Below are 13296 nucleotides of genomic sequence, written 5' to 3'. Positions count from 1 at the left end.
GCCCGTCTGCAACCGTTCACCTCCTTCGACTTCCCCCAGGGAGCCCGCACCCATGTCGATTCGAGTCGAGCGATTCCTGATGCTGCTGGCGGTGGGAGGCCTCTTCGCCCTGGCGGCGTCGGGTCGGCCCGCCACCGCCTTCCAGTCTCCGAAGAATCAGCAGTGGGAATACAAGAGCATTATCGAGATCAGCCAGAATGACATCGTCGTCTCTGACGGCGGGCTGCTGAACCAGGCGGGGAACGTCGGCTGGGAGCTGGTCGCAGTGATCGATGGGCCGTCGCCGAAAGCGAAGCAGTTCGTCATGAAGCGCCCGAAGTAAGACGCATGGGAAAATAGCCCCACGCGACTCGCGAGCTGTAGAATCGAGTTTTGAAACGGAACACTCAGTTCTCCGAACATCTCTCCGGGTCGTCCCATGAACGCCTGGCGTCTGGCTGCCGTGAGCGTGTTGCTGCTCCCTGCGTTCGTCCGCGGGGCGGATGAGAACCCGAAGGAAGAATCGATCCGGTCGGCCGTTGCCCGATCGCTTCCACTGCTCAAAGCCGGAGCGCAGGGCGCGATCGCGCACAAGCGGAAGTGCTTCATGTGCCACAACCAGGCGCTGCCGGTCTTCGCGATGCACGCCGCACGTGATCGGGGATTCGACCTCGATGAGGAGTTCCTGCGCGAGCAGCTCCAGTTCACCGTCGATTTCCTGAAACGCAATCAGGAGCGTTACCTCAAGGGCGAAGGGCAGGGAGGCCAGGCCGACATGGCTGGCTACGCCCTGTGGATGCTCGATGTCGGTAGATGGACGCCCGACGAGACGACTGCGGCCGTCGCCGAGTATTTCCTCAGGTTCCAGGCCGATCGCGATCACTGGGCTTCCGTTTCGAAGAGACCTCCCTCGGAACAAAGCCCGTTCACGGCCAGCTATGTCGCCCTGCGGGGCCTCCGTCACTTCGGCCTGCCGGACCAACAGCAACGCATCGACAAACGTCGCAGCCAGCTGCGCGACTGGCTCGTCGCGACGCCCGCCAGCGACACGGAGGACCGCGTTTTCCGCCTGCGCGCGCTGCACGAGGTCGAAGCGCCGGAAGACAAGCTTCGCGAGGCGGCCACAGAACTGCTGAAGTTCCAGCGGTCCGATGGAAGCTGGTCGCAGGATGCCGAACGGGACGGCGACGCCTACGCCACCGGGTCGGCGCTCGTCGCCCTCCATGAGACCGGACAGCTGTCGCCCACGGACGCGCCATACCGCCGCGGGCTGGCGTTCCTGCTGAAGACTCAGCTCGAAGACGGCTCGTGGCACGTCGTCTCGCACAGCAAGCCATTTCAGGCCTACTTCGAATCGGGCTATCCGCATGGCGCGGACCAGTTCATTTCCATCGCAGCCGCAGGCTGGGCGACCACGGCCCTGGCGCTCGCGCTCCCGGAAGTGAAGCCTTCCTCACCCGCGGGACCCCCGAAGACCGAATAGGCCGGTCGACCATTGCGGCTAAGAAACGATCTGCGATGTGTTGAGGATTGGCAGCAGGATCGCGATGACGACGAACAGCACGACGGCCGCCATTACCAGCAGCAGCATCGGCTCGAGCAGCCGGACCACCATTTCGACTTCGCGATTCGTCCGGCGCTCGAGCGACTCGGCAATATCGATGAGCACGTTCTCGAGATTGTTCGCCTCTTCGCCGACGGCGATCATTTCAACGATCTCTTTCGGGAACTGCCCGCCCGCCATCAGCGGCCTGGCGAGCGATTTGCCCGAGGTGATGTGATCGGCCGCTTCGCTGACCGCCTCGCTGATCACGATGTTGCCCGTCGCGTCCTTGGCGATTCGCAGCGACTGCAGCAGCGGCACGCCGTTGTGCAGCAGCGTGCCCAGCACCCGGCAGAAACGGGCGATCGCCAGGCTGCGCACGATGCGGCCGACCCCGATGATGCGAATCCGCAGCCGGTCGACTTTCTCCCGGCCTTCCTTCGACTCGATCCACTGCTTGGCGAAGTATCCCGCCCCCCCGATCGCCACGATCGCGATGAACCAGTAGCTCTGGGCGAAATGGCTCATCGCCATCAGCGCCGTGGTCGCCCAGGGGAGATCGCCCGTCTCGGCCATGCGCCCGAAGATCGGTTCGAACTTCGGCACGAAGTACACCATCAGCACCGCGACGACGATGCCGCCGAAGCCCATCAGGAACATCGGGTAGACCATCGCGCCGATGACCCGCCCTTTCAGCTCCTCCTGGTGGTCGGTGAACGCCGCGACGCGCTTGAGCACGTCCTCCAGGAAGCCGCCTTCCTCGCCGGCGCGGACCATGCTGACGACGAGGTCGTTGAAGGCCCGCGGATGGCGACGCATCGCCTCATTCAGCCGCGTGCCGTCCGCCACCTCCGCCCGAATCTCGCTGAGAACGGCCGTCAGCGCCGGAGAGTTCGACTGCCGCTCGAGAAGCTCCAGCGACTTCAGCAGCGGCACGCCCGATTTCAGCAGGTCGGCCAACTGGGAGTAGAACACCGACAGATGCCGCGGACGAACCCGCCGACTCACGTCCTTCAGCTGCTGCTTCGACGCCTCCGCCATCTCGATCTTCAGCGGAAACAGCTGCCGGCTCGAAAGCTGGCTCAGCGCCTCCTGCTGCGATTGGGCCGTCACCAGACCCGTCGTCTGCTTTCCCGACAGTTCGCGGGCGACGTAGGTGAATTCGGGCATGACGATCGAAAACCGCGGAGACGGGAAGTTGCTGTTCGATTGTGGCGGACTGAAGCACCACAGGCGAGCGCTCCCGGGAGAGCTGCCGGCGTTTCTATTCAACGCCGGTTTGGCCCGAAAGTTTCGAACGACTAAACTCCAGTTGCCGGGAATTCAGGAAACTGCCGCCCCCAGGCCGTTCAAAAGCCAGGGCCGGTCAGTCACCATTCCATTCCACTTTCCCGAGATTGAACAGCGAAATGCAGCGCGACACTGTCGGCCGCCCCATGGAGATCCTGCTCGTCGAGGACAGCCTTGCTGCCGCACGGCTGACCATCGGCGCGCTCAGCCGGAGCAACGTCCAGCACCGCCTCACCTGGCTGCGGGACGGCTCCGAGGCGCTGTCGTTTCTCAGGCAGGATGGCCGCTTCTCACGCGCCCCCCAGCCGGACGTTGTCCTGCTCGACCTCCTGCTTCCTGATGTCAACGGACGCGAGATCCTGGGAGAAATCCGCGGGAGCGAGAAGTTCGCCTCCATTGCGGTCGTCGTCATGACGTCCGCCACCGAAGGACGCGACGTGCTCCTGCCGGAGCCGTTACGGGTCGACGGCTATCTGCAGAAGCCGTTCGAGGTCGACGAGTTCCTCAAGCTGATCCGCACCCTGAAAGACCTCTGGGCCGCGGATATGATCCTGCCGGATGATGAAGCGGGCGGCTGACCGCTCGTCGCCACGAGCGGATCCACACAGACCACATCACACAGACCATACCCCCACGCAACCCCGTCGTGCCACGGCCTTCCAGGCCGCGGGAGTCGGCCAGCGACATCAGTCGCAGATGCCGCCTCAAACTCCACGGCTCCACCAACGCGGCCGTCCCAATAGAAAAGCCCGGTCGTTGCTGCGGCCGGGCTTCCAGGAGTTTTTGACCCGCCTCCGCAGGGGGCTACCAGCCCAGCGACATGTTCGTTTCGATCGCCTTCTGCGACTGATGCAGGTCCGAGCCCGTCTCGTGCATGAACAGCCGGATCGCGTGCAGTTTGTCCCCGTGGGCTTTCGACAGGCAGTCGCGCGCCGTGTCACAGGGCTCTTCCGCAGACTCGATTCCCAGGAGCTTCTTGGAGATCACCCAGATGTCGCGAGGCCGCTTGGTGATCCGAGTAATTTCTTCCGCCGGATAGTGCTCATTGGCGATCGCGTGGGCGCCTTCCTGGGACGCTGCCCACCCGATCATGATATGTGCGTTTGTTTCGATCTCGTACAGCGGCATGGCGAAATCCTCTGCGACGCATGGAACGGAACGGTGTCCGACGTAACTCCGGGGCCAGTATAGCACCCCGTCAACCGTCCAACAGGAGCCCGATCGTCCGCGGCGTCACTTTCGTCGAGCGCAACAAAAAACCGCCCGAATGTCTCTCGACAACGGGCGGCGACTGAGCCTCACGACGCGGAATCCGCATCGATTGCTACTGCAGCATCTCCACCGTGAACTTCGCGATCACCTTGCCGATCGCCGTCATCACACCCTCTTCGGCTTTCACTTCGCCAAGCAGCGCGTTGCCGTCCTTCTTCACTTCGAGGGAGATCATGTCCTTGCCCCCTTCGAGCGCCTTGATGGCCGTGTCGTGCCACTTGAAGTTCTGAAGGGCGTTGCGGTTCACGCGACGCTCTTCCTCTTTCTTGCCCGGCTTTTCGTCGCCACTGGACTGGCCGCCTTTCAGGATCGCCCCTTCCTTGATCGAGCGAAACAGTTCGATGTCACGGTCTTCCGTCAGCGACTTGCCGATCTGCAACGCGGGATGGACATGCATCACCACCTTGACCGGGCTGCTGTCCGCCTTGCCGTCGGTCGCGACCGAAGCCTTGATCGCGGCCTTCACCCGGGCCAGGGCGTCCGGACCGGCAGCCAGCCACACCGTCTGATCCCCGGTCGCCACATAGGCTTCACCCGCATCACCGAAGTAGGTCTTCAGCGTGCTCGGCAACTTGGCCTTCATGTCGATCAGGTGGATCTTGGCGCCCGACTCTTCAGCCGCTTCCACTTTCACCGTCCAGCCCTTCTGGGCCTGCGGCAGCAGTTCGATCATCGACTTCGCCACGGAAGAGTCCTGCACGCGGACGCCGACCAGGCCATTGAACAGCGATCCCTGGGCGGGAACCAGTTCGGCGTACACATCCAGCCAGCCCAGCTTCAGGCTGTCCGTCGCCATCTGGATGGCGTGCGTCGAGAAGTCCTTGCGAGCCTTCTTCTCCTCGGCCGAGATGTCTTCCTTGCCGTCGATCCGCTCTTTCAGGGCATTCAGCGAGGCTTCGTACAGCTTGGCCTGCTCGGTCTGGTAAATCTCGGCCAATGGCAGCATCACGCGGGCCGACATCGCCGAGTTGTCCGGGGTGGTCACCGTCGCGAACTTGCTCGGAACGGTTCCGATCGCCTGGATGTTCTTTTCGACGGTCGAACCCGGCAGGCCGGTCATCGTCGAGCTTCCGCCGTACTTCCGCGCTTTCACGTCGGTCGTCCAGCCTGCCATCAGCTCCTGCGTATTGGAGAGCATCCGGGTCAGGCGAATCATGTTCTGCTCGATCGACAGCTTCCGCATTTCAAACTGCGCGGCTGTCTCGTCCGGACGCTTCTTGATGTTGCTGGTGACTTCGCTCAGCATCTTGTCGAAGCCTTTTTCCCGCTGTGCCTTGGTCGCTTCGAGCGCCGACCAGCGGAGGCCTGCTTCGTAGCCGGCCTTCTTGAACACGTCGAACTTCCCGACCGGGTTTTTCGTCGGCAGGCTCGCCTTGTTGTTAACAATGCTGCCGTATTCCTGGCCCTCGGCGTCCTTCGTAAACAGGAGCCAGCCTTCCAGGACATCGCTGAGTTCGTACAAATCGCGGTTCTTGCGATCCTGCTTGGTCACGACACCCACGTCCCCCAGGTTGCTGTTCAGGAACGTCTTGCGGTTCTCGATCGGCACGTGGAATTCGAGCGCCCGGCCGGTGTCCGGATCGAACAGCACATCGAGCCCAACCGGCTTGGTCCTCTCGACCCCGAACAGCCAGATCTCGATGTTCGGCAGGACGCTGTTGGCCCAGGCGTTTTCCTCTTTCGCCAGGTCCACGACGATGTGCTTCGCGTCGGCAATGAGTTCGTCCGCGGACGTGAGGTACATCACGACCCGGTCGTCATTCTCCCCCGCCTGGACAAGGGGAGAAGCGCAGAGGAGTCCGAGAGCAAGGCTCAGGGAAAACAGGTATCGCATCGGGAATCCTTTCGGGCGGCTGTGGCGCTTCCGTTTCGCTGGGTTCGGGAATCGCCGCTCGTGGGTCGCGCCAGACCCGCAACGCTATCCCTCCTTGGCGACACCCTGGGCGTCGGTGAGGTCGGATTTCGCACGGTGTGGCGGACTGTTGTCGACTGAAGGCCCGGGCGGCCGCCATCTGGCTCCGAGCGAGTTTCCGGGCGGATGCTCCTAAGGGAGCGTCGGCCCGCCGGAAGGGCGATCGGAAGGGTGTGGGCGACCAGGGTCGGGAATCAAATAGACAGATTAGGTAAGCCGCGCGCGACCCGGCAAGGGGGTACGCGCACGACCAATCCGTTCGACCTGAGTTTTCGACACCTTCGGCCACGCGCAACAGAATTCACAGTACAGCCCGTTCCCCTTGCCGGGCCTCGCTGTTTTACCACTGCCCAATGGCCAGTTCCGGCCGACCGCCGACTGGGGTTCCCCGCTGCGGTCATCAGACGCCTCGCGGCCCAGCCTCTTGCCGCAGTCCCGGAGAGTGTGACATCAAGCTGTCACCGAAGGGGCTTGCACGCTGTTCCCACACCCGGCAGACTCAAGGTGACGAATGAACACTACTGTCCATCTGCACTCATGCAGGTGCGGGCGAGCGGGCGGGGAGTGGGGGGCGTGTCCGGCATGTGCACCCGGCCACGTCCCTGCTCCTTCCACAGGGACAATCAGGTCCCACGCGGCCGATCACGGTCGGATCGTCACGTCCGAACCTTCCGACAGGAAGTCGTAAACCTCCGCGATGTCTTCGTCCCGCAGACGGATGCAGCCTTCCGACTCGGCCTTCCCGATCGAATCAGGATGGATCGTTCCGTGGATGCCGAAGCTGTCTCCGATGCTGATCCAGTATTCGCCCAGCGGGTTCTCGGGATCATCATGCTCGATGATCTTCGTCGGCCCGTAGTACGTCGGGTCAGTCAGCTTGTTCTGGACCTTGAAATTCCCATACGGCGACGAATTGTCCTTGCCGATGCCGACCTGGTAGCGCTTCACGAAATAGCCGTGTGCGTGGATCGTCAGTTCGAAATCGCTCAAATCCACGACGGCCGAGAACGGCCCTTTGATCACCTTCAGCTTCTGGCCCGGCTTGATACGGCGGGCATCCGTGCGATTGAGCCTGGCAAGGTACTGCCAGGGAACCCCGTACTCTTTTGCGATCGTCGACAGCATCTGTCCCTGCTGCACAACGTGCGGGTCCATATAGTGCGGATGCGCCTGCAGATAGATCTTCCGGGCCGACTGCTCCAGAACATCCATGAACGCGGGACGCGACTGCGGCTCTTTCCAGTACCATTCCGACATCAGCCGATGGGCCTCGATGTCGTCGCCATCCCCAATCAGCTTCTGGATCGACGCGAGGTCGACCTTCGAGTCGGCCGGCAACTCGAACTTCGGCTTCGGCGGAGAGGAGGCCGTTGCCCGCTCGACACCCGGGACGCGGTCGTCACCCTGGGAATTACTCGCCCGCTGGACCCGGTTGTCGGTCGTGAACGTGGCCGCAGGCTCGCGGCGGGCGGCGATTTCCGAAGACAGGGGACGCGGAGTCGTCAGGTCGGGCGGAGAAGGCTCCAGGCTCGCGGTTCGTCGAAGTTCCGTTCGCTCGAACGGACGGGCGCCGCCCGAGGCCCGCAAATCGCGGGTCTCTTCGACGACGGCTCGTTCAACCGGCCCTGCCTGCGACTCGTCCATCGCCACGAATTCGGGATTGGCCGGCCCGAACGGGTTGCGGGGCTCGGCCGGACGCGGAGTGACCGCGGGCATCTTCGCCAGGGGAGCGGAATTCCGGGGGCGGGCAGCCTCACGCGGAGGAAGCGGCGCCGGGGACACGTCGCCCAGATCGATCGGCTCCGGGGCCGAAGACGTCACGCCTTTCGAAACGTCACTGAGCATCTCGACCGATTCGAGATCCTCGTCGACGTCCGGAAGCGTCTCGGACGCAACCTTCTTCTCCGCGCGATGACGGTTGCCGAACAGGTCGAGCTTCCAGGCGGCCGCAAGCGCAAACACCGACAGCAGTACGAACCAGAAACGGAACGATTGCAGAAGCGTTCGATGAGTCGTGCGACGCATGTCGGTCATCCTTGATCAGAATCCGTGTGGGCGGCCGGCGGCCTTCGACGTCATGGCGGGCGGCGCGTCCAGGTGGGTGACGAGATCGGCCTCGTCGCCCGTGAAGTCCGTCTCCGCGGGAACGCTGAAATAGGCGTCGCCGCGATCCATGTTGGGCTGACGGTTCAACTTCCAAAGCTGCTGCGGGCTCAGCGCCTCACAACCGGAGGCGGCGGACCAGATCGCGAGCACGCAGGCGAGCCGGCAGGAAGCAGGTCGGAGTATGGAGTGCGTCATGAAAGCAGCCTCCCGGGGAAAGGAAGCTCGCGCCGGGGAGACGCGTCTTGCAGGAAATGACAACAGGGGAAGGGGCGGGAATCTATGCGCGCCGCCCGAATCCGCCAACCCGAGTCCCTGACCGTCCGCCGACCGTCATGAGAGGAAGCGGTGACCGGAAGCAGGCCCGGCATGGCGGATCCGCGAAGCGTCCGCGCGGGAAGGAACCGCCAGTAATTCCAGTCATTCCGGGGGCCTCCGGGTCCTGGGGCCCCTCCTCGGGGAAGGCTCCCAAATCTCCTATTGTCGGGTTTTCCGCAGCGCGCTTATAGTCCGCGCGAATCGCCGAACCGGCAGAAACTGCCGGGACGTCGATGGGGAGCGCCTCCGCAGCGCTCCGCTCGGGATGCTGGCGTTCGAGGAAGTCAGGGGGGCGGATCGTTGGGATCCGCCGCGCGTGCGATGTTCGCGGCGGGCTGTTGTCGCGATTCCAGACTTCCCCACACGCAGCCCGGGTTCATATTCAGCGGCTTCGGAACCAAGGAGGGAATCGAAATGAAGAAGTTCCTGGCATGGATCGGCACGGCCACACTCGTGCTCGGCATCGCCGCCGACAGCGCCCGCGCGCAAGCCCCGATGGTCGACAGCCACCTGCCGGCCTATCGCCCGGTCAGCGCCCTCAACGGCGAAATCACCATCGCCGGCTCGGACGCGATGATGCAGCTGGCTGGCGTCTGGGTGCAGCAGTTCAGCGCATTCTATCCCAACGTGAAGTTCAATCTCGTTTCGGCCAGCTCCACCCGCTCGGTCGAAGCCGTCCGCGACAAGCAGGCCCATTTCGCGCTCATGAGCCGGGAAGTCCTTCCCGAAGAGAAGGCCGATTTCAAGAAGGTCACCGGCCACGATCCGACCATCGTCATCTCGAGCATGGAACGCATCGCCGTCCTCGTGAACGCCAACAGCCCGGTGGAATCGCTGACCCTGACCCAGCTGGACTCCATCTTCTCTGCCACGCGGAAGCGCGGCGGAGAGGCCGCGGCCAACTGGTCGGCCCTCGGCACGCAGCTGAACGCTCCGGTGAAGGTCATTATTCGCGATGAGCCGACCGGCGCCCCAGCGACCTTCCGCCAGGTTGTCATGGCCGGTGAAGAGTTCCGGACCGACGCCGCCAAGATGGACTCGTACATCAACGTCGCCAAGGCCGTCGCCGCCGATCCGGGCGCGATCAGCTTCGCCGGCAACATGTACATCCTGCGGGGAACCAAGGCGATCGCCGTCTCGATCGCGGACGGCCAGAAGGCGATCGGAGTCGATTCTCCGGAAGCCGACGCCGGCATGTATCCCCTCGTCCGCCCGCAGCACATGCTGGTGAACTACAATCCCAAATCGCCTCCTTCGGAAGCGGAGAAAGAGTTCTACAAGTTCATCTTCAGCACCATGGGTCAGGAAGGCGTCGTGAAGTCCGGCTTCCAGCCGGTGACGTCCGCTCCGGCACGCGTCGCTCTCGAGGCCGTCGGCCTCAACTCGCTGAACTGAGTCCCTTGCGGCGTGCCACGGCTCGGTGAGCCGTGCGACCGACGACAAAGCCCTTCCATACGTGCGGCGTCATTCGCCGCGGCTGCTCGGGCCGAGCTTTCCCTCGGCCCGATTCCCAACAATACATCTCGGGAGTGAATCTCCATGACTCTGAAGACTTGCTGGAGCATGCTCGCGGCCGCGGCCGTCAGCACGCTGGTTGCTTCGCCCGCCCAGGCCGTCGACCCCAACCTGGGGTCCGGCGTCGGCAATCCCTACGGCATCGCGCCCTACAACTACAACGGCACGACCGCCCCGGTCGCTTATGACCGCTATGGCAACATCATCAGCGGCACCCCGGTCGACGGCGTCCAGTCGCTGACCATCCCGACGCGGATCGCCATGCCGAACTACACCGTCGGCGGCAACGTTCCCGTCTCCCCGATCAGCACGATCGGGTCCGACCTGCGGCTGAATCCGGGGCTCCTCCCGCCGACGTCGCAGCAGCAGCCCCGCTGGAAGCTCGGCGTCTACTCGAAAGACACCGACACCGGCGTCCGCATCATCCAGATCGTCAACGGCTCCGCCGCACATCGCGCCGGACTCGAAGCCAATGACCTCATCATCTCGGTCGGCGGCTACCAGGTCGGATACGTCAACGGACAGCTCTACGACTGCGCCACCGAATTCGAGCGTTCGGCCAACGAGCAAGGCTGGGTCTCGATGCTGGTGATGGACAGCCGGTCCGGCCGCCTCCGCAATCTGCCCGTGCAGCTCGAATCGCGTTACTCGCGTCTGACTGGTTCGATCGTCCTGAATGGCGGCGGACAGCTTCCGCCCGGCTCGTACGCCGTCGTCGAGCTGCAGGAAATCCTCCGCCCCGGCATGCCGCCGGTGGTGCTGAACCAGTGCCGCGTCGACAACCCGACCGGCTACCAGATTCCGTTCGCGCTCAACTTCGATCCCCAGCAGGTCGACACCCGGCGGACCTATGTCCTCACCGGTCGCGTGATGGCATCCAACCAGACGATCTACGCTCCGCGGAACACGGTCCAGGTGCTGGCCCCGAACATGCCGCAGAACGTGCAGCTCGCGTTTGACCGCGTCGGCGGCGGTGGCGTCATCGGCCCCTACGCCCAGAACGCTCAGCTCGCACAGATCCTCGCTCTCTACGAGCAGTACCTGTACCGCCAGCCCACCTACCAGGAACGCGCCGTCTGGGAAGCCGACCTCGCCCGCGGCACCAGCCTGAACGAGGTGAAAGCCTCGATCTTCGGCCAGAATCAGTTCTTCAATGATTGCGACCGCGATGAGCGCGTCTACATCAACCGGCTCCACGAGATTAATCTCAACCGGCCGGCCCGGCCTGAAGAACTCGCCTACTGGATGGACGTTTACAACCAGCGGAACGGTGTTCGTGCGCTCGTCGCCCAGGACTTCCTGAACGCCATCGGCGGTCAGGCGACTGGCCGAGCCAACTGACGAACGTTTCAAAGTCGGCGGGCGGGGGGCGTCAGCCCACTGATCGTCAGCCGCTTCGATCTGGCGATCACATCGCCGCAGCAACACGAAAGCCCGGGGGTAACCCCGGGCTTTCTTCATTGCGGGAACACTTCTCCCGAACTCTCAAGAGCTTGACGGCTCCAGGTCATCACCACGAGAGCCGCACGGAAACCGACCATTCACCAGCGTTTCCATTCTTCTTCGGAACAGTCACCTCAGCCTTTGCGGGGCGGCCCCTCATTGAATGTCAGGAACGCCTCGTAGCCATGTTCGGTGAGCAGCCGGATCAGGTTCAATCGCCGTTCCCTCGTGGAATGCCCTGAGAGAATGCTTCGCAGCGTCGAGCCGAACACCACGCTGGCGACTTCCACCACCCTCAGCGGCAGTTTGAATTCCGCCAGGTCCGCGAAAATCTCATCCTCGCTGCAGATCTCGCCAAACTTGTGGCCGCTGTACCACAGCTCGATGCCATCGAGTTCGCGGCTCCATTCATAGTCGAAGGGACCGAACTCGCGCCGGCGATGGAGCACCCAGAATCGGGTCCCTTCAAATCGCAGGCCATGTGGTGCCGACATCCTTCAACCTTCCCTGAAATCTGCGGCACGCCCCACCCTGGACGGCCGTCAGGAGCCCATCATAAGGGACGATTCCCGACCCGCCCACCGGCATTGTCGGCGCGCGCGGCGCCTGCCGAATCGGTCCGATCGTTCCAACGCGGACCACCGATCTGCACGACATTCACGGCGCTGCTCTTGCCCCCGTACTCATCGGCAGATCACGAGCTTCCGGCCGCCATTCACAGTCAATTCCACGAAACGGAACGGTCTCGAATTGGAAACGACCTAGTGTTGCCGGAAGGCATCACGCCGCGTCAGAACGCGGTCGTCTCAGCCTGTTCCTGAACCCCTGCGTGACCAATGAGACCGCGAAGACTGCAAATCGCGATTCTGTGCGCCACGCAGGCGGCCTGCCTCGCCGCCGGCCTGTTCCTTCAGAACCGCCTCCTGGTCGCCGTCGAATCTCCCTCCGGCGCAGTCCCCGCCGTTCACTCCCAGGAATGGAACCTGGTTTTTCCCCTCACCTTCCTGTGGATCGCAGGAACCCAGGCCGTCGTCGCCTGGCTGCTCCTCCAACGCATGTTCGGCCTGCACTCGCTGAAAGAGCAGCAGTCGCAGGAGGAGAACCTCCGCACGGCCCGCGAGCTTGTCCGCACCCGCGACGCCGTCATCTTCGGCCTAGCCAAGCTGGCCGAATCACGCGATCCCGACACCGGTCACCATCTCGAGCGCATCGCGCTCTATTCCACGCGCATCGCCCAGGCGCTGCGCCGTCATCCGAAATATCGCGATGTCGTCACGTCGCAGTTCGTGCGGACGATCGGCATCAGCTCCGCACTGCACGACATCGGCAAAGTCGGCGTCGAAGACGCCATCCTCCTCAAGCCCGGCAGCCTGACCGAGGCCGAACGACACCGCATCCAGGTCCACGCAGCCCTCGGGGGAGACTGCATCCGCCAGATCGAACGGCGGCTCGGCAACTCGACATTCCTGAGCATGGCCCGCGAGATCGCCCTCTATCACCACGAACGCTGGGACGGCCAGGGCTATCCGCACGGACTCAAGGGGGAAGATATCCCGCTCGCCGCACGCATCGTGTCCATCGCCGACGTCTACGACGCCCTGTCCGTGAAGCGTGTCTACAAGGAAGCCCTGCCGCACGAGATCTGCGTCGACAAGATTCGGCGTGAGGCCTCCCGGCAGTTCGATCCCGAACTCGTCGAAGTGTTCCTTTCGATCGAACCGCAGATCGCCGAGATCGCCGATCGCCTCAAGGGACAGCCGCGTGAGCAGCTCGACCTCACGGAGATGTTCGACCTGGCCAACCGCACCCCGCTGAGAATGTCGCCCGAGCAGGAACTCGTCCTCGAGAAAACGATTGCTGAAGAACTGTTCCCGCCCCAGAACCTGATGCCCGCCGGCAAGTGAACCGGCTCGTCCGTCCA

The 13296-nt window shown here is 63.6% G+C and carries 12 protein-coding genes; 6 read left to right on the top strand and 6 right to left on the bottom strand.

Going from position 1 to position 13296, the window contains the following annotated elements; all coding sequences use genetic code 11:
- The first annotated feature begins 52 nt into the window (after nucleotides 1-52).
- Both Pan44_RS04695 and Pan44_RS04690 read left to right on the top strand, forming a co-directional pair.
- Nucleotides 53-322, top strand: a complete 270-nt coding sequence (locus tag Pan44_RS04695) for a hypothetical protein (protein WP_145027750.1) — start codon at nucleotides 53-55, stop codon at nucleotides 320-322.
- A 96-nt stretch (nucleotides 323-418) separates the two neighbouring features.
- Entirely contained in the window at nucleotides 419-1462 is a 1044-nt protein-coding gene (locus tag Pan44_RS04690) for a hypothetical protein (protein ID WP_145027748.1), read from the top strand.
- Nucleotides 1463-1480: 18 nt separating this feature from the next.
- On the opposite strand, the gene Pan44_RS04685 is transcribed toward Pan44_RS04690, so the two are convergent.
- The gene (locus Pan44_RS04685) at nucleotides 1481-2692 is read right to left on the bottom strand and encodes a type II secretion system F family protein (protein ID WP_145027746.1); all 1212 of its coding nucleotides are present in this window, start codon (nucleotides 2690-2692) and stop codon (nucleotides 1481-1483) included.
- 239 nt (nucleotides 2693-2931) lie between these two features.
- Between Pan44_RS04685 and Pan44_RS04680 the strand changes: the two genes are divergently transcribed.
- Nucleotides 2932-3390, top strand: coding sequence for a response regulator (locus tag Pan44_RS04680; protein ID WP_145027744.1), 459 nt, complete (start codon nucleotides 2932-2934; stop codon nucleotides 3388-3390).
- A gap of 226 nt (nucleotides 3391-3616) precedes the next feature.
- Here Pan44_RS04680 and Pan44_RS04675 read toward each other — a convergent pair whose 3' ends face one another.
- From Pan44_RS04675 to Pan44_RS04660, 4 genes are all read right to left on the bottom strand, one after another.
- Nucleotides 3617-3940, bottom strand: a complete 324-nt coding sequence (locus Pan44_RS04675; protein WP_145027742.1) for a DUF6793 family protein — start codon at nucleotides 3938-3940, stop codon at nucleotides 3617-3619.
- 196 nt (nucleotides 3941-4136) lie between these two features.
- Complete coding sequence (locus tag Pan44_RS04670) at nucleotides 4137-5918, bottom strand: hypothetical protein (RefSeq protein WP_145027740.1); 1782 nt, start codon at nucleotides 5916-5918, stop codon at nucleotides 4137-4139.
- Between the two features lie 720 nt (nucleotides 5919-6638).
- On the bottom strand, nucleotides 6639-8021 hold the full coding sequence (locus Pan44_RS04665; RefSeq protein WP_197453850.1) for a L,D-transpeptidase family protein: 1383 nt from the start codon (nucleotides 8019-8021) through the stop codon (nucleotides 6639-6641).
- Nucleotides 8022-8036: 15 nt separating this feature from the next.
- Nucleotides 8037-8297 carry a hypothetical protein gene (locus tag Pan44_RS04660; RefSeq protein ID WP_145027736.1) on the bottom strand — a complete coding sequence of 87 codons (261 nt, stop codon included), beginning with the start codon at nucleotides 8295-8297 and terminating at the stop codon, nucleotides 8037-8039.
- A gap of 534 nt (nucleotides 8298-8831) precedes the next feature.
- On the opposite strand from Pan44_RS04660, the gene Pan44_RS04655 reads away from it, so the two are divergent.
- Nucleotides 8832-9812 (top strand): substrate-binding domain-containing protein, encoded by a 981-nt coding sequence (locus tag Pan44_RS04655; protein WP_197453849.1) that lies wholly within the window; start codon nucleotides 8832-8834, stop codon nucleotides 9810-9812.
- A gap of 144 nt (nucleotides 9813-9956) precedes the next feature.
- Complete coding sequence (locus tag Pan44_RS04650) at nucleotides 9957-11273, top strand: YbaY family lipoprotein (RefSeq protein ID WP_145027732.1); 1317 nt, start codon at nucleotides 9957-9959, stop codon at nucleotides 11271-11273.
- 236 nt (nucleotides 11274-11509) lie between these two features.
- Here Pan44_RS04650 and Pan44_RS04645 read toward each other — a convergent pair whose 3' ends face one another.
- A complete protein-coding gene (locus Pan44_RS04645; protein ID WP_145027730.1) occupies nucleotides 11510-11869 on the bottom strand; it encodes a hypothetical protein in 360 nt (119 codons plus the stop codon).
- Nucleotides 11870-12211: 342 nt separating this feature from the next.
- Between Pan44_RS04645 and Pan44_RS04640 the strand changes: the two genes are divergently transcribed.
- Nucleotides 12212-13279 (top strand): HD-GYP domain-containing protein, encoded by a 1068-nt coding sequence (locus Pan44_RS04640; protein ID WP_145027728.1) that lies wholly within the window; start codon nucleotides 12212-12214, stop codon nucleotides 13277-13279.
- Nucleotides 13280-13296 lie beyond the last annotated feature (17 nt).

This window comes from Caulifigura coniformis (assembly GCF_007745175.1).
GTDB classification, from domain to species: domain Bacteria; phylum Planctomycetota; class Planctomycetia; order Planctomycetales; family Planctomycetaceae; genus Caulifigura; species Caulifigura coniformis.
This window is presented reverse-complemented; position numbering and strand designations above follow the sequence as displayed.